This is a genomic window from Burkholderia sp. PU8-34 (assembly GCF_053427725.1).
The window spans coordinates 16,363-31,491 of record NZ_JBSAXC010000019.1 but is presented as its reverse complement, the minus strand read 5'-3'; the positions used below and the strand labels follow the sequence as shown (position 1 = coordinate 31,491).

Annotated in this window: 13 protein-coding genes and 4 pseudogenes; 4 read left to right on the top strand and 13 right to left on the bottom strand. The window is 66.7% G+C overall.

The annotated features are described in order from the left end of the window. Window positions 1–5: 5 nt before the first annotated feature. Entirely contained in the window at window positions 6–1,298 is a 1,293-nt protein-coding gene (locus ACV22Z_RS30565) for a TolC family protein (protein WP_448079979.1), read from the bottom strand. A gap of 93 nt (window positions 1,299–1,391) precedes the next feature. After that, entirely contained in the window at window positions 1,392–1,766 is a 375-nt protein-coding gene (locus ACV22Z_RS30560; RefSeq protein WP_448079978.1) for a hypothetical protein, read from the bottom strand. Window positions 1,767–1,964: 198 nt separating this feature from the next. Between ACV22Z_RS30560 and ACV22Z_RS30555 the strand changes: the two genes are divergently transcribed. From ACV22Z_RS30555 to ACV22Z_RS30545, 3 genes and pseudogenes are all read left to right on the top strand, one after another. Beyond that, window positions 1,965–2,084: a helix-turn-helix domain-containing protein gene (locus ACV22Z_RS30555; protein WP_448079977.1), complete on the top strand. Its 120-nt coding sequence runs from the start codon at window positions 1,965–1,967 to the stop codon at window positions 2,082–2,084. Window positions 2,085–2,184: 100 nt separating this feature from the next. After that, window positions 2,185–2,601: a RidA family protein gene (locus tag ACV22Z_RS30550; protein ID WP_448079976.1), complete on the top strand. Its 417-nt coding sequence runs from the start codon at window positions 2,185–2,187 to the stop codon at window positions 2,599–2,601. A gap of 140 nt (window positions 2,602–2,741) precedes the next feature. Next, window positions 2,742–2,861, top strand: a pseudogene (locus ACV22Z_RS30545) (4-hydroxyphenylpyruvate dioxygenase); the annotation flags it as partial. A 155-nt stretch (window positions 2,862–3,016) separates the two neighbouring features. Here the strand turns inward: ACV22Z_RS30545 and ACV22Z_RS30540 are convergent. The 7 genes and pseudogenes from ACV22Z_RS30540 to badH form a co-directional block, all read right to left on the bottom strand. Then, a pseudogene (locus ACV22Z_RS30540) lies at window positions 3,017–3,244 on the bottom strand (glutathione S-transferase C-terminal domain-containing protein); the annotation flags it as partial. A gap of 30 nt (window positions 3,245–3,274) precedes the next feature. Continuing rightward, window positions 3,275–3,373, bottom strand: a pseudogene (locus ACV22Z_RS30535) (electron transfer flavoprotein subunit alpha/FixB family protein); the annotation flags it as partial. A gap of 2 nt (window positions 3,374–3,375) precedes the next feature. Then, window positions 3,376–3,459 (bottom strand): annotated as a pseudogene (locus ACV22Z_RS30530) (enoyl-CoA hydratase-related protein); the annotation flags it as partial. Continuing rightward, the gene (gene aliA / locus ACV22Z_RS30525) at window positions 3,438–5,108 is read right to left on the bottom strand and encodes a cyclohexanecarboxylate-CoA ligase (RefSeq protein WP_448079975.1); all 1,671 of its coding nucleotides are present in this window, start codon (window positions 5,106–5,108) and stop codon (window positions 3,438–3,440) included. The pseudogene ACV22Z_RS30530 and the gene aliA, both read right to left, overlap by 22 nt. A gap of 43 nt (window positions 5,109–5,151) precedes the next feature. Next, the gene (aliB, locus tag ACV22Z_RS30520; RefSeq protein WP_448079974.1) at window positions 5,152–6,303 is read right to left on the bottom strand and encodes a cyclohexanecarboxyl-CoA dehydrogenase; all 1,152 of its coding nucleotides are present in this window, start codon (window positions 6,301–6,303) and stop codon (window positions 5,152–5,154) included. Window positions 6,304–6,442: 139 nt separating this feature from the next. Further along, window positions 6,443–7,225: a 2-ketocyclohexanecarboxyl-CoA hydrolase gene (gene badI, locus ACV22Z_RS30515; protein WP_448079973.1), complete on the bottom strand. Its 783-nt coding sequence runs from the start codon at window positions 7,223–7,225 to the stop codon at window positions 6,443–6,445. Window positions 7,226–7,250: 25 nt separating this feature from the next. After that, window positions 7,251–8,018, bottom strand: a complete 768-nt coding sequence (gene badH / locus ACV22Z_RS30510) for a 2-hydroxycyclohexanecarboxyl-CoA dehydrogenase (RefSeq protein ID WP_448079972.1) — start codon at window positions 8,016–8,018, stop codon at window positions 7,251–7,253. Between the two features lie 221 nt (window positions 8,019–8,239). Here badH and ACV22Z_RS30505 point away from each other — a divergent pair, with 221 nt between their 5' ends. Then, window positions 8,240–8,674 (top strand): MarR family transcriptional regulator, encoded by a 435-nt coding sequence (locus ACV22Z_RS30505; RefSeq protein WP_448079971.1) that lies wholly within the window; start codon window positions 8,240–8,242, stop codon window positions 8,672–8,674. A 273-nt stretch (window positions 8,675–8,947) separates the two neighbouring features. On the opposite strand, the gene ACV22Z_RS30500 is transcribed toward ACV22Z_RS30505, so the two are convergent. The 4 genes from ACV22Z_RS30500 to ACV22Z_RS30485 form a co-directional block, all read right to left on the bottom strand. After that, window positions 8,948–10,024, bottom strand: a complete 1,077-nt coding sequence (locus tag ACV22Z_RS30500) for a C45 family autoproteolytic acyltransferase/hydolase (RefSeq protein WP_448079970.1) — start codon at window positions 10,022–10,024, stop codon at window positions 8,948–8,950. 184 nt (window positions 10,025–10,208) lie between these two features. Further along, entirely contained in the window at window positions 10,209–11,798 is a 1,590-nt protein-coding gene (locus tag ACV22Z_RS30495) for a DUF3138 family protein (protein ID WP_448079969.1), read from the bottom strand. 87 nt (window positions 11,799–11,885) lie between these two features. Beyond that, window positions 11,886–13,004 carry a polyamine ABC transporter substrate-binding protein gene (locus ACV22Z_RS30490; protein WP_448079968.1) on the bottom strand — a complete coding sequence of 373 codons (1,119 nt, stop codon included), beginning with the start codon at window positions 13,002–13,004 and terminating at the stop codon, window positions 11,886–11,888. A gap of 213 nt (window positions 13,005–13,217) precedes the next feature. Then, window positions 13,218–14,975, bottom strand: a complete 1,758-nt coding sequence (locus ACV22Z_RS30485; protein WP_448079967.1) for an amidohydrolase — start codon at window positions 14,973–14,975, stop codon at window positions 13,218–13,220. Between the last annotated feature and the right edge of the window lie 154 nt (window positions 14,976–15,129).

The window sequence follows — 15,129 nt, the reverse complement described above, 5'->3', positions numbered from 1 at the left end:
CTCCTTCACTGAGCTGCGGCCATCGTGGACGGCACCACTTGATATTCGAGCTGGGCCCACGTCTGCGACACTTCGCGTTTGAGGTCGAGCACCTGTAGTTCGGCCTCCAGTTGTGCGCGGCGGGCTGCGAACGTGTCCGCGAGCGAGCCGCTACCGGCGCGATAGGCGGCATTGGCGAGTTGCACGCGCTGGTCCGCCGCAGGCAGCAACGACTGACTCAGATTGGCAATGCGTTCGCGCCCGCTCGCCAGCGTCGCGGATTGCGTGCGGATGTCGGCCTGCACCTGTCGCAGCGCGTCTTCGTACATCAGCCGCGCCTTCGTGGCGAGTTCGGCTTTCTCCGCGACGTCGCGGTTCTGGCGGTCTTTCCGGTTCAGCGGCAAAGGAATGGTGACGCCGACCGACACCATGTTCGAGTACGCACCGCCGCGTTGCTGGTACGCGACCTCCCAGGTCCAGTTCGGGCTGCGCTCGCTGTTGGCGACTGCGGTATCGGCTTCGGCCACCGCAATGTCGTCCGTAGCCGCCACGAGCGTTGGCTGCGACACGCGCAGTTCGTCCGGCGGGAGCGACGACACGAACGACTCGGGCGCCGGCGGTTCGCCAGTCACATCGGAAACGGGAACGGCCGTCCAGCGTGACAACCCGATGAGCGCAGTCTGATAGGTCTGTTCCGCCTTGAGCACCTGGTCCTGAGTCTGCGCGAGCATCGCCTGCGCCTGCACCACGTCGGCAGCGCTCGCCTTGGCGCCGCGATACGACGCCTTCGTCGCCGCCAGCTCGTGGCGCATGTGGTCGAGCAGCGCCTGCTGCAGCGAAAGCGCCTGTTTCGCGTAGACGGCGTTCAGCCAGGCCGTGGCGGTTTGCTGTCGAACGTTGGCGAGCTGCACGAGATAGCCGGCGCGCTCGCGCCCGACCCTCTCACTGGCCAACGCCGAACGCAGCCTCCGCTTGTCGCCGGATACCCATTCCTGTTCGACGCCGATGCGCCGCATCGTCATGAAGTCCTGGCCGATCGTGAGCCGCTGCTGCCCGTTCACCGGCAGGTTGTCGATGCCGGCCTTGAGCATCGGGTCAGGCAGCTGTCCCGCCTTGACCGCGGCCTCCGAGCTGGCTCGCACGGACGCTTGCGCCGCCTGCATCGACGCGGAGCGGTCGCTCGCGGACTGCAGCGCGGCGTCGAGCGTCAAGGGGGCTTGCTGGGCGCGAGCGGCGCCCGCGAATACGAGCGCGGCGAAAAGCGTACGCGCGCGCCAACGTGCGCGCCGGTCACGCGGCGCGCAAAAAGTGAATGACATGGTCTAACCCCAACGTCGGAACCCCATAGGGATTCCACGTCCCGGCAAAAGGACGAATCTCACCGCGGCAGCGGTGAACCTGTCGGATCGGGGTTAGATAAGGCGCGGAGGTCGCCACAACCCGTTCGGCTCGCGCACCGGAACGGACTGGACGTAATGGAAGACGACGGGTCGAGCGAGCGCCAGCGGGCGGCTGACGTCGGCCCTGGCGGCCGGATGGTAAAGACTGCCGAACTGGCATTGGGCCGTTACCTTGCAGAACGCACCCTTGCCCTTGGCTTTATCGACGGATGTCGACTTCATCGAATCGCAGCCTGTCATGTCGGCTGACATGCCGGCGTCTGCGTTCGTGGTCATGCCCATGGTCTGCTGCATCGGACATTCACCGGTCAGGCCGCTGGCTGCCAGCCCGCTGAGGGGCAGCACCGCGCAAAGCAGCAACACGAAGATGGTCCGGAGCAGTTTCATCGGCGGGATTATAGCGCGGCTGTTTGCGTCGTTGCGTTGCGTCTGCGGTGTTCTAAGGGCTGGCACGCGTGGATCTCACGATTGCAATCGGATTGGCGAACGCTTACAACCGTATGGCAATCCGCTTCCGGAACATCGGCTGGTTTGCGCGGGCCGGCTCGAGCCATGCTCCGACGCAAAGGAACGACATTCGCGGCGATGACCGGAGCGACGCGCGTCACCGTCACACGCGCGCTGAAACGGTTGACGGACGTCGGCGCGATCGAAATCAGGCAGCGCCGCATCTGGGTGATCGACCCCTCGAAACTTCTCGGCTGACTTGGTAAACGCATATACAGACTTCCGTCGTAGCGTTCAGTAGAGTCCGGTACATCGGCAATCCCGCCGCGAACCGACTACGTCACGACAAGGAAAAGTCATGAGCAACATCGAACGGTTGCGTCTGCCCGAAGACGACCCGACGTTTGGCAGCAACCGCGTTTTCGACCTGTTCCAGTATTCGCCGGCCGTCACCGCCAACGGCCTCGCGTTCATTGCCGGACAGGTCGGCCTGCGCGCCGACGGCACGATTCCCGAATCGCCGAGCGAGCAGATCGACATGGCTTTCAAGCGGATCGAAGCCATCCTCGCGCATCTGAATCTGGATTTCTCGGACGTTGTCGACCTCGTGTCCTATCACGTCGACGTCGGCGCGCAGCTTGCGGATTTCCGCGCGGTGAAGGCGCAGTACATCCGCTCGGACTTTCCTGCTTGGACGATACTCGGCGTGGCGGCATTGGCTCGCCCCGAGTTCGTCGTCGAAATCAAGGTCGTCGCGGCGACGCGCAACACGTAGACGCGCCCCGCTTCAATACCGCCTCCCAGGCCGGCGACGGCGCTCCGCCGATCTGACGTGCGCAGAAACGAGTTCTCTCTTTCATGCAGCGTAACGCCGATATTTAGGAGTCTGATCTGAATACGACAGTCAAAACGGATGGATTCGCGTTCGTCGAGATCATCGAACGCCGCGGCGAAGACGGATTCGGCAAAGGCAATTTCAAGGCGCTGTTCGAATCGCAGGAGAAGGATCAACAGGAACGCGGAGCCGTGCGGTAGCAGCCGACGGCTACGGTGCGTGTCCCCGCGTTGTGCCCGCGTTGTGCCCGCGTTGCGCCCGCGTTGTGCCCCCGTTGTGCCTGCCCGCATCGGATCGCTTCCGGCCGGCCCGATCGCGGATGCAGGCGGTCGTGCGGGTGCGGGAGCGGCAGGCGCTACCCTGGCAACCCGTCCGCGGCGAGCACATGCTGAACCGACGGCCTCGATCGGACGCGTTCGTACCATCCCCTCAGATGCTCGTACGCGCCGAGATCGATGTCCGCGTGGTAGACCGATCGCATCCACGCCGCCTTTCCCCATCCCGTCAGTGCGAACAGGTAGGCATCCGCGATGCTGAAGGCGTCGCCCGTCACGAACGTCCGCCCGGCCAGTTGCCGGTCGATTCATGCAATGCTCTCTGACTTCGGAATCGTTCAGAGCAGTGCGTCCAGCTCCGGCACGAGCGTGAACAGATCGCCGACGAGACCGTAGTCTGCGGCGCTGAAGATCGGTGCTTCGGGGTCCTTGTTGATCCGATGTCGCACGCGAGCGCCAGCGCGCAGCCGCCGCCCATCGAATAACCTGCAACCGCCGCGATCACCGGCTCGCGGACGCGCCGGGTTCGCAAAGCATGTCGCGCAGCCTGAATTTCTGAATCTTCCCGGCGGGCGTCGTCGGCATCGCGTCAACCACCAGCAGGCGCTCCGGCAGATACTGGATCGCGACCTTGTGCGACTTCAGAAACGCGACCAGCTCCGGCAGATCGACCTGCTCGCCGGGCTTCGTCACGACCACCGCACAGGCGCGTTCTCCAAGCCGCGGGTCGGGATACGCAACGACCGCGACTTGCGCGATGGCCGGATGCCGATAGAGCAGCGCCTCGATCTCGACGACCGGAATGTTCTCGCCGCCGCGGATGATCACGTCCTTGCTGCGGCCGCTGATGCGGATGTAGCCGCGCGGATCCTGGTACGCGAGATCACCCGTATCGAACCAGCCGTCGTCGTCGGTTGCGTTCAGGTGCGCGCGCTTCAGGTAGCCGGCAAAGCCGGAGCACGCGCGCACCATCAGCTGCCCGGTCTCGCCGGCGGGCAATGTGCTGCCCAGCCCGTCGACGATCTTCACGTCGACGCCGGGCAGCGGCCGGCCGTCGGTCGAGACGGCGCGTTCGTCATCGTCGTCGAGGCCCGTCAACGTCACCGCGCCCAACTCCGTCATCCCCCACGCCGACACGATCTTCGCGCCGAGCGTGCGGCCCGCGCGTTCGACCAGCGCACCGGGGATCGGCGCGCCCGCGCACAGGAACGTGCGCAACGACGACGACGTGCCGCCCGTTGCGGCCTGCGCGTCGGCGAGGTCGCCGAGGAACGCGGTCGACGCCATCGTGAACGTCACGCCTTCCGCATCGACCAGGCCGAGCGCCGCGCGCGGCTGCCAGGTGTCCTGAAGCACGACGCCCGCGCGCAGCAGGATCGGCATCATCAGGCCGTACATGAAACCGGTCTGGTGCGCCATCGGCGACGCCATCAGCACGACGTCGCGGTGGCCGAGCCGCATCGCAGCCGCGTACGGCAGGATGTTGGACAGCAGCGTGTTGGCCGTATGCATCACGCCCTTCGGCTCGCCCGTCGTGCCCGACGTGTACAGAAGCTGCGTGACGTCGTCGGGCGCCGGGCGATTGCGAGCGAGGATGTCGCGCGCATCGGCCGCAGCCTCCCAGCGCGGTTCGGACAACAGCGCCTCGAAGCTGTTCGCGGCCGGCCGCCCGTCCGCCTGCGCACCGACGACCACGACGTGCCGCAGATCCGGCAGGTCCGGCGCGAGCCCGGCCATCATCGCTTCGTAATCGAAGCCGCGATACCGCTTCGGCACGATCATCACCTTGCTGCCACCGTGCCGCAACATGAACGACAGCTCGCGCTCGCGGAAGATCGGCATCAGCGGGTTGAGCACCGCACCGATCCGCGAACACGCGAGATACATCAGCGTGAACTGCCACGAATTCGGCAGCTGGATCGACACCACGTCGTTGCGTCCTACCCCGAGGCGGGCCAGCCCGACCGCGATCCGGTCCGCCATCGACGCCATCTCCCGATACGTGAAGCGCGTCGTGATGCCCGCATCGATCTGCACGGCGGTCAGCGCGAGCCGGTCCGGGCACTCGGCAACGCAAGCGTCCAGCGCATCGTTGATCGTGCGATCGGGCCACCAGCCGTTCGCGATGCTCGGCGCACGCCGCGGTGCGATCAAAACGGCGTCGAACTCCATGTCGTGTCTCCGGTTTAGGGTGTTCTTCAGGAGTCCGCTGCGCTCAGGCCGGCACCGCGTCGCGGCCCGCGTTCGCACGGGCGATGATGGTCTTCATGATCTGCGCGGTGCCGTCGCCGATCTGGAAGCCGAGCACGTCGCGCAGGCGCTGCTCGAGCGGCCCGCGATCGTAGCCGCCGTGGCCGAACGACAGCAGGCACTGGTGCACGACGTCATATGCGAGCTTCGGCCCCCACCACTTGCACATCGCGGCTTCGGCCGTGTGCGGCAGCCCGCGATCCTTCAGCCACAGCGTCTGCAGGCACAGCAGGCGCGCGGCGGCGACCTGGGTCTCGTATTCTGCAAGCGGATGCGACACGCCCTGGAACGCCGACAGCGGCTTGCCGAACGCTTCGCGCTGCGCGACGTATTCCCACGTTTCGTCGAGGCTGACCTGCGCGACCGCCAGCACCTGCAGACCGATCAGCGCGCGAGAGAAATCGAAGCCCTGCATCACCTGGACGAAACCCTTGCCTTCGTCGCCGAGCAGATGATCGGCCGGCACGCGCACGTTCTCGAAGAAGATCGAGCCGCGCCCGATCGCGCGCTGGCCGTGGCAGTCGAATCGGCTGCGCGTGATGCCCGGCAGGTCCATCGGCACCAGCATCGCGGACACGCCGCGCGCGCCCGCCTCGACCGTGCCGGTGCGCGCGAACACCACCGCCGCATCCGCCTGGTCCGCGGCCGAAATCGACGTCTTCTCGCCGTTCAGCACGTAGTGATCGCCGACCCGCTCCATCTTCAGGCGCAGGTTCGCCGCATCGGAGCCGCCGCGCGGCTCGGTCAGTGCGATCGCGAAGAGTGCGTCGCCGCGCGTCAGGCGCTCGAGCCACGGCCGCGCGATCTCGGGCGCCGCGTGATGCGCGAGGATCTGGCCGTTCAGCGAGGCCAGCAGGTTGATGTACGACAGGCTCAGATCCGCGCGTGCGATCTCTTCGTGGATGACACCCGCGGCGAGGCAGCCGAGGCCCTGGCCGCCGACCTGCTCGGGCAGCTCGGGCGCGATGAAGCCCATCTCGCCCATCTCGCGCATCAGCGCGCGATCGAGTACGCGGGTCCGGTCGCGCTCCTGGAAGCCGGGCGCGACGCGTTCCTGCGCGAAACGCCGGGCGTGATGGCCGAGGGCGACGAGGTCTTCGTCCAGATACGGGTTCATGAGATCTCCTGAAGGGGGCGGCCCGCGCGTTCGTGCGTTCGTGCGTTCGTGCGCGAGCCGCGTCGGGTCGGGTCGGGTCGGGTCCGGTCGGGTCCGGTCGGGTCCGGTCGGGTCCGGTCGGGTCCGGTCGGCAGCGGGCTTACTTCGCGTACTTGCGGAACTCGGGCTTGCGCTTTTCCTGGAAGGCCTTGACGCCCTCGCGGGACTCTTCCGTGTCGTAGTAGAGCTTCAGCGCGTACATGCCCATCCCCGCGATGCCGGCCTGATGCGCGGTGTCCATGTTGAACGAGCGCTTCGCGATCGCGATCGCGGTCGGGCTCTTCTCCATGATCTCGTCGCACCACTTCTGCACTTCCGCGTCGAGCTGGTCGTGCGGCACGACCGCGTTCACGAGGCCCATCGCGAGCGCGTCGGCGGCCGGATAGCGGCGGCACAGGTACCAGATCTCGCGCGCCTTTTTCTCGCCGACCACCCGCGCGAGGAACGCCGTGCCGTACCCGGGGTCGACCGACCCGACCTTCGGCCCCGCCTGCGCGAAGATCGCCTTCTCGGACGCAATCGTGAAATCGCAGATCGTGCACAGCACGTTGCCGCCGCCGACCGCATAGCCCTGCACGCGCGCGATCACCGGCTTGGGCACGTCGCGGATCGCGTTGTGCAGTTCCTCCATCGGCAGGCCGATCGTGCCGCGGCCATCGTACTGGCCTTCGTGGGCGGACTGGTCGCCGCCCGTGCAGAACGCCTTGTCGCCGGCCCCGGCCAGCACGATCACGCCGATCTCGCGCGAATAGCCGGCCTTGTTGATCGCACGGATCAGCTCGTCGCACGTGCGGCCGCGAAATGCGTTCATCTTCTCCGGCCGGTTGATCGTGATCCACGCGGCGCCGTTGCGGACTTCGTAGAGGATGTCTTCGTAGTTCATCGTCGATTCCTTGCAGAGAATGGGATCAGCCTGCCATCGTCAGGCCGCCGGACACGCTCAACACCTGTCCGGTAATGAAGCCGGCGTCGTCGCTGGCGAAGAACACGATCGCGCCCGGGAGATCCTCGGGCTGGCCGATCCGCCCGAGCGGAATGGAACGCTGGAACGCCTCCATCAGTTTTTCCGGATTGCCCGCGCCTTCCTTGTATTCGGCGAACAGCGCGGTGTCGGTCGGGCCCGGACAGACGACGTTGACCGTGATGCCGTGGCGCGCATGTTCGCGGGCGATCGTCTTCGAGAACGACACGAGCCCGCCCTTGCACGCGGCGTACACGGCCTCGCCCGACGAACCGACGCGCGCCGCGTCGGACGCGATGTTGACGATCCGCCCGCGCTTGCGTTCGGCCATCCGCGGCAGCACCGCGTGATGCAGGTGCAGCGCGCCCGTCAGGTTGACCGCGATGAGCCGCTCCCATTGCGCGGGCTCCGTCTTCGTGAACGGGCGGAACACGTCCCAGCCCGCGTTGTTGACGAGGACGTCCACGGGCCCGAGGCTCGCTTCGGTCTGCGCCACCGCCGCGTCCACGTCCGCCCGGTTCGTGATGTCGCAGCGGATCGCCTCCGCGACGCCGCCAGCCGCGCGGATGCCGTCGCGCACCTTCTGCGCGGCGTCGACGGACAGGTCCAGCACCGCCACGCGCGCGCCTTCCTGCGCGAAGCGGCGGCACGTCGCGCCGCCGATACCGCCGCCACCACCGGTCACGATGACCGTCTTGCCTTCGAGTTTTCGCACAGTGCTTCTCCGTTCGTTGCCAGGGGGTACCATTGGGACCACTCGCGATCAATCCGCATCGCATATATGTCAATATGTTTACCTATACTAGGTGTCACGGGTAGCCATGACAAGCACCGCCGCATTGGGAGAAACCCTTGTCAAAAACACGTAATAGTGGTGAATCAACACGGTTCGAACTCGCGAACAGGCTGTTCTTCCGCCTCTACCAATGTGCAAATATGTTGCATAAAACGGGGACGCGTGCGGTCGAAGAGGAAGGCTTGACCACGCAGCAATGGGCTGTGCTGGGCGCGTTGTCTCGTGAAGGGCTGGAGCACGGGATGAGTGTCGGCGACCTGGCCCGCTACCTGATGGTGAGCCGGCAGAACCTGTCCGGGCTGATCAGCCGGATGGAACGCGACGGGCACCTGACGACCGACGCCGACCCGCGCGACCGGCGGTCGCGGCTGATCCGGATGAGCGAATCGGGGCGCAAGCTGTGGCTGTACCAGGCCACGCCGAAGATCGAGGCGTATTACGACGACGTGCTGGGCAATTTCTCGACCGACGACGTCACGCATACGCTGCACTACCTGCTGAAGCTGCTCGACAACATGCAGCGCGTCGACGAGGCCGATCGCGCGCCTGACGCCGACGAAGCCGCGGGCGATTGAACGGCTGGGTTGCGGCGACGGTGCCACACGAGCAGTCTCAAATTGGCACACGCCGGCAGCCCGTTGTACGTGCTGCTCGCCGGCAAGGTCGAGCGCATCGACGCGTAAGCGGCGCGGGCGACGCGCGCCTCGCCGCCTCGTAGCCGCTCGTAGCCGCGCCGCCTCATAGCCGCCTCATAGCCGCCTCATAGCCGTCTCGTTGCCGCGTCGCCGCCGCGTCGTCATCTCCTCATCCCGATGTGCCGCCGCATTGCCTGCGGCGGCACACCAGCGTCAGAACCGCCGGAAACCGTCGCGCGCGAGATCGTGCGGATTGCCCGCGATGTAGTCGAGCGCGCAGCCATCGGTATCGATGCCGACCGTCAGCAGCGTTTCCCAGCGCTCGGTATCGGGCATCGTCATGTCCGGGTGGAAGCACACCGCCGCCTGGTCGCCGGCCGCGCCGCACATCGCTTCGGCTCGCGCGCGCACGTCGGCGCCCGTCATCTCCGTCACCACGTCGTTCAGATGCGCGAAGCGTTCGCGTGTCGTCGAGCTGTCGGGCATGCATTCGCCGCCGCTCAGCGCGCGGTCGAGGAAGTGGTTCGTATGCAGCAGCCAGCCGTCCGGGCGCGGCACGACGATGCCGATGCCGGCCGGGCTCATCTCGATGCTCGCCGCGCGCGGATTCGCGTCGTGTCGCGAGAACACCGTCAGCACCGTCGACGCGCTCACGCGCGCGCTGCGCGCGAGTTCGATCGCTTCGTGCACCGTGGTCGCTTCGTCGAGAATCCGTCGCGCGATCGCATGCACCGGCACACCGGCGCTGTCGTTGTCGCTGGCGTGATGCAGGATGTTGAAGTGCAGCCCGAGCCCCGCGCTGTTCACGCCGAGCTTCGCGAGCATCCCGAATTCGGAGAACAGCTTGACGGTATGCCCGCGCCGCGTCGCGAGCTTCAGCAGCAGCCCCTGCGGCGCGAGGCTGTCGTGCCAGTCCCAGGTCTGCAGCGTGCGCGGCGCCTGCGGGCCGGCCGGCGCGTAGACGGTCGTCGAGCATTCGCCTTCGGCGGACGCGGGCGCGGTCGCGAGAATCTCGGTGCGCGCGTTCAGGCTCGCGAGCTGCCAGTGCGGCAGCGCGGCGCCGTCCGCGATCGCGTGGACTTCGTCGGCAAGGTCCGGGCACCACGCATCGAGCGACGCGAGGCTGCCTTCCCCGATCGTGCGCACGCGCTGCGGATCGATGCCGAGCTTCGGGAAAAAGTCGAGATAGAGCGCGACCGTCTGCCTGATCTCGTCCGCAAAGCGTTCGCCGATCTGGCGGCCGCGCGCGCGTGGATCGGTGGTGTCGGTCACGAAGGTGTGCAACTTCACTGTTGAAACTCCTGTATTGAATGACGGTCGGGGTTGACGCCGATTCGTACCCGACCGGAACATGCCGCGCGGCGCGGCGGTACGCGCGGCGGTACGCGCCGTGGCCGGACGCCGGCCGGACGCCGGCCGGATGCAGGCCGGCATGCCGCTGCCGGCCGCGCCCGCACACCGACCGGCAACGGCGTCAGAACGAGTAGATGAACTGCATGCCGGCGAGATCGTTGCTGCGCGAATAGTCGCCGTTGCTCTTCAGGAACACCGGATGATTGGCCGCGTCGTGGCGATACTCGAGCTTCACGGTGATCTGCTGCGTCGGATAGAACAGCAGGTCCGCCGTGATCGCGTAGCGCTGCGCGCCCTTGCACTCGGTGCCGTTGGTCGCCGAGGTCCGGAAGCAGGCCGGATCGATGCCGAAGCCGCTCGTGCCGTTCACCGACGGGTTGCCGCCCGCGAGCCCGTACTGGATGTTGGTCCCGCCGCCGCCGTTCGCGGCGTCGTTCAGGTAGTCGAAGCGCAGCGTCGCGCCCATCCGGCCGACCCACGACGACGTCCACTTCGTGTGCCCGAGCAGCGACATCCCGTACCACCGCGCGGTGCCGCCGTTCCAGGCGCCCTTCTGCAGCTCGCCGTAGTCGACCTGCGCGTTGATCTGCGTCTTGTCGTGCGTGTACGTCACGTCGGCCTCGACGTACTTGTAGAGGCCGAACGGCGACGACGCATTGCACTGGTAGCCGTAGCCGCCCGCCTGCGAGCACGGCGAGAACAGCGTCTGCCGGCCGAGCATGCCGGAGATGCCGAAGTCGTACGCGGTCGACGTCGCGTTGTCGAAGCGCGCGGTGATCGTCGGCGTCCAGTTGGTCTTCGTCGTGTTGTTCGCCGCATTCGCGATCGCGCCGGCGGTGCGCAGCACTTCGTTGCCGACGACCACCTGCCAGAAGCGCGTCTGCGCCGCGTTCGAACCCTTGAGGCCGACACCGATCAGGTTGCCGGGCTCGCTGAAGTCGTACAGCAGCCCGTGCGTGAGCGTCAGCATCTGGTTCGACGGCTGCACCTCGTAGCCGGCGAGGCTCGGCATCATCCCGACTTCGAACGTCTTCGTCGTGCTGAGCGGCACCGTCACCTGCGCCTGCGTGACGATGTTGTTGCCGACGCCGCCGTGCGCGTTGCTGAACACGTTGCCGAAGCCGCGGTTCGGCTGGATCACGATCTCGGCCGACGGCGCCATCGGCCCGACGCCGAAGGTCTTCTTGATGTCGAGATAGACGTCGCCGATCGTGCTGTTGTAGTAGTCGTACGCGCCCGGGTCATGGTTCAGGAACTGGAACCCGGACGTGTGCTGCGCGCGGTTGTACAGGTACAGCGGATCGACGTAGCCCGTGATGCTCAGGCCCGCGAGCGGGCCGGTCGTCGCCGCTTCCTGCAGCGTGTCGACCTTCAGCGACGCGTTCGCGATCTGCTCGCGCATCTGCTGCAGGTCGTCGTTCGTGAACGCGGGCGCGGAATCGGACGCAGACGCGAAAGCGCTGCCCGCAGCGGTGCTCACGGAGCCGATCTGCGCCGTGCCTGAAGCGGCAGCAGCAATCGTGCCCGCCGCCGGCGCCTTCGACGCGACGATGCTCGCGCGCAATTCGTTCACCTGCTGCTGCAGCGCGGCGATCTGCGCCTGCATCGCCTTCATCCTGCTCGCGTCCGTGGTCTGCCGGGGTTCGTGCGCGAATGCCGACGCGGCTTCGAACGCGAGCACGCACAGCGCCGTCATGTGTCTGATTTTCATGTCGAGGGGGTCGTAGGGACGAGCGCGCCCCTGCCCGCCGCCAGGGGCGGCGGGGCACGCAAAGGGAGTTCGGGGAATCGGGCGGGCTTAGTCGCTCTTCAGCTTGGTCCAGAGACGGTTCTGGAGCCGCATCAGATCGGGGGGAACCGGCTTGCTGAGGCTCAGCTTGCGGATCACGTCGGCGGGCGGGAACACGGCCGGATCGCTCGTCACTTCGGCCCGCACGAGGCGCTTCGACGACGGCACCGCGGACGCATACGACGTGTCGTTGGTCAGGTTCGCGCTCTCCTTCTCGGACAGCACGAAGTTGACGAACTTGAGCGCGGCGTCAGGATGCGGCGCGTCCTTCGGGATCGCCATCATGTCGAACCACAGCGCGCTGCCTTCGCTCGGAATCACGTACTTGATGTGATACGGCTTGTGCGCACCGGCCGCCGCGATGCGTGCCGAGTTCACGTCGCCCGACCAGCCGAGCGCGAGGCACACGTCGCCGCCCGCGAGGTCGTTGATGTAGCTGCTCGAGTTGAACTGCGTGATGTACGGCCGCACGGTCTTCAGCAGCTCATACGCGGCCTGGTAGTCGGCCGGGTTCGTCGTGTTCGGATCCTTCTTCATGTAGACGAACGCCATCCCGAACACGTCGACCGGCGAATCGAGCACCGAGATCCCGCAGTGCTTGAGCTTCTGCGCGTACTTCGGGTCGAACAGCAGCGACCAGCTGTCGGTCGGCGCGTCGTTGCCGAGCGCCGCCTTGACCTTCTCGACGTTCAGCCCGAGCCCGTCGGTGCCCCACGTCCACGGAATGCCGAACTGGTTGCCCGGATCGTCCTTCGCGAGCGCCTTCATGATCTCCGGGTCGAGCAGCGCGTAGTTCGGCACCTGGCTCTTCTCGATCTTGCGGAAGATGCCCGCCTGCAGCTGGCGCGCCCAGAAGATGTCGGACGGCACGACGACGTCGTAGCCCGACGTGCCCGACAGCAGCTTCGCCTGCAACGTCTCGTTCGAGTCGAACTCCTGGTAGACGACCTTGATGCCCGTCGCCTTCTCGAAGTTCGCGACCGTGTCCTTGCCGATCGAGTTGCCCCAGTTGTACACGTTGACGACCTGGTCGCCCGCCCGCGCGGCCGGTGCGCCGAATGCCGCGACCCCGCCGAGCGCAAGCGCCGCGCATGCGGTCTTCAGATGCTTCTTCCAATCCCCTGCCATTTCCGGTTTCCTCCGTGGATGTCATCGGCCGCTCGTGGCGAGCAGCTCGTCGTTTCGGTCTGGAAAATTTAGCCAGAGGAAATGGGCCGGTCTGCCCTGCCAATAGGGGGACACGCCGCATAATCGGCGCCGCGTGCCCCTGCCCATGCGAGATACGCGGGCACGGGCACGCGGCAGACCGGAAGGAAACCGAAAGAATTCGTCATGATGTCGTCAGGCTGACACGGGTGCATCCGCCACGATATCGGCAATAGCGACAATGGCGGCCTGTTCGGCAAAGGCCGCACCGACGTGCGTGACGCCGCCGTCCATCATCGTCAGCGCGACGTCGATGCGGCCGATGTCGTATTGGCCGACTTCGAACAGGTCGTTCTCGAGCACGACGAGGTCCGCACGCTTGCCGACCGTCAGCGAGCCGATTTCGTGCTCCATCCCGAGCTGGTACGCCCCGTGGATCGTATATGCGGCGATCAGCTGCGGAATGCTGAGACGCTCGGCGATGTCCGGGAACACCGGCGCGTGCGGCTCGCCCGCGAGCTGCCGCGTGTGGCCCGACTCGATGTGCTCGAGCGGCTTGTGCTGGCAGCGGCACTGGCACGCGAGGCCGTCCATGCCGATCGACACCGTCACGCCTTCGTCGAGGAACGTGCTGAACTTGTACATGTTGCTCCAGCGTTCGTGGCCGTAATGGTCGCGCAGCTGCTCCGTGTACGCGTCGACCACGCCCCACTGGAGCTGCGTGTTCGCCATCACGCCCGCGCGGCGGAAACGCGGAATGTCGTCCGGATGCGTGAGGAACGCGTGCGTGATTACGTGACGGCGATCGCGCGGCGGGTTCGCGCGGTTGACCTGCTCGAAGCCGTCGAGCGCCATCCGCACGGCCGCGTCGCCGACGCAATGCACCATCACGTTTGCGTTCGCACGATCGGCCTCGACGAGATAGCGGTTGAACGTGGCAGCCGGCATCGTCGGCGCGCCGCAGGTGTCGGGGCGGTCCGCGTACGGTTCGAGCAGGTACGCGGTGTGGTTCGCCTCGGTGCCGTCGAGGAACAGCTTCAGCGCGCGCGCCTTCACGAGCGGCGAGTCGTATTGCGCACGATACCTGACGAGCGTGCCGACCGGATCGTCGATCTCGCCGATCACCGCGACGCTGCCGACCACGCGCAGCTTCAGGTCGCCCGCGCGCTCCATCGTCTGCAGCGTCTCGAACAGCAGCGACTGGTCGCCGCTCGCGTCGAAGAAGCCGGCGTCGAACACCGTCGTCACGCCCGCCGCGCAGAGCTTCTTCTGCCACGGCGGAATCGATCTCAAATACAGGTCGATGCCGGTCGGCAGCAACCCGGCCGCGCTCAGGCGCTGCATCAGCAGCGAATACGCGGCGCCGTCGACCACGAGGCCGGTCGGCTCGCCCGTGACGGGATCCTTCTCGAACCAGCTCGCGCCCTCCTGCACGGGCGGCGTCGACGCATCGATGCCGGCAATCTCCAGCGCCTTCGAGTTCACCCACATCGAATGGAAATCGGTGGACAGCAGGCATACGGGGCGATCCGCGCAAATCGCATCGAGCGTCTCCTTGCGCAGCATCGCGGGCGGAATCGTCGCCTGGATCCAGCCCATCCCGGTGATCGCCGGCTCGTCCGGATGCGACGCGACGTAGTCGCGCAGCGCGGCGAGCACCTGTTGCGGATCCGCGTAGTTCACGAACGCCTGGTACGCGAACGCGGTCGTCTCGAAGTGCCAGTGCGACTCGACGAAGCCCGGCAGCACGAGCCGGCCGCCCGCGTCGACGACTTTCGTATGCGCGCCGACGTGCGCCTGCACGGCCGCCGTATCGCCGACGAACACGATCCGCCCGTCGCGCACGGCGATCGCCTGCGCCCACGGCCGGTGCGCATCGACGGTGTAGATCTTCGCATTGGTCAGCACGACATCCGCGTGCGCCGCGGTGCCGCCGGTGGATTGAATCTGCATGCCGGGTCCTTTTTCGTACTGAGGTGTCGAGGTATCGAGAGGTCGAAATTTCGAAGTGCTTTCAACTATAGACAGATGATTGCGACGGGTCTGCCCCCCCAAAGCAGGGGCTTGCCGCGAATTCATGCGTCCCCGTCCGCCAGCGGCGACAAGC

What these genes read in the sequence shown, in the direction of transcription:
- ACV22Z_RS30485 (WP_448079967.1), bottom strand. Translation starts at nt 14,975, where the DNA reads ATGCAGATTCAATCCACCGGCGGCACCGCGGCGCACGCGGATGTCGTG.
- ACV22Z_RS30505 (WP_448079971.1), top strand. Translation starts at nt 8,240, where the DNA reads ATGTTGCATAAAACGGGGACGCGTGCGGTCGAAGAGGAAGGCTTGACC.
- ACV22Z_RS30560 (WP_448079978.1), bottom strand. Translation starts at nt 1,766, where the DNA reads ATGAAACTGCTCCGGACCATCTTCGTGTTGCTGCTTTGCGCGGTGCTG.
- ACV22Z_RS30490 (WP_448079968.1), bottom strand. Translation starts at nt 13,004, where the DNA reads ATGGCAGGGGATTGGAAGAAGCATCTGAAGACCGCATGCGCGGCGCTT.
- badI (WP_448079973.1), bottom strand. Translation starts at nt 7,225, where the DNA reads ATGAACTACGAAGACATCCTCTACGAAGTCCGCAACGGCGCCGCGTGG.
- ACV22Z_RS30495 (WP_448079969.1), bottom strand. Translation starts at nt 11,798, where the DNA reads ATGAAAATCAGACACATGACGGCGCTGTGCGTGCTCGCGTTCGAAGCC.
- ACV22Z_RS30555 (WP_448079977.1), top strand. Translation starts at nt 1,965, where the DNA reads ATGACCGGAGCGACGCGCGTCACCGTCACACGCGCGCTGAAACGGTTG.
- aliB (WP_448079974.1), bottom strand. Translation starts at nt 6,303, where the DNA reads ATGAACCCGTATCTGGACGAAGACCTCGTCGCCCTCGGCCATCACGCC.
- ACV22Z_RS30550 (WP_448079976.1), top strand. Translation starts at nt 2,185, where the DNA reads ATGAGCAACATCGAACGGTTGCGTCTGCCCGAAGACGACCCGACGTTT.
- ACV22Z_RS30565 (WP_448079979.1), bottom strand. Translation starts at nt 1,298, where the DNA reads ATGTCATTCACTTTTTGCGCGCCGCGTGACCGGCGCGCACGTTGGCGC.
- aliA (WP_448079975.1), bottom strand. Translation starts at nt 5,108, where the DNA reads ATGGAGTTCGACGCCGTTTTGATCGCACCGCGGCGTGCGCCGAGCATC.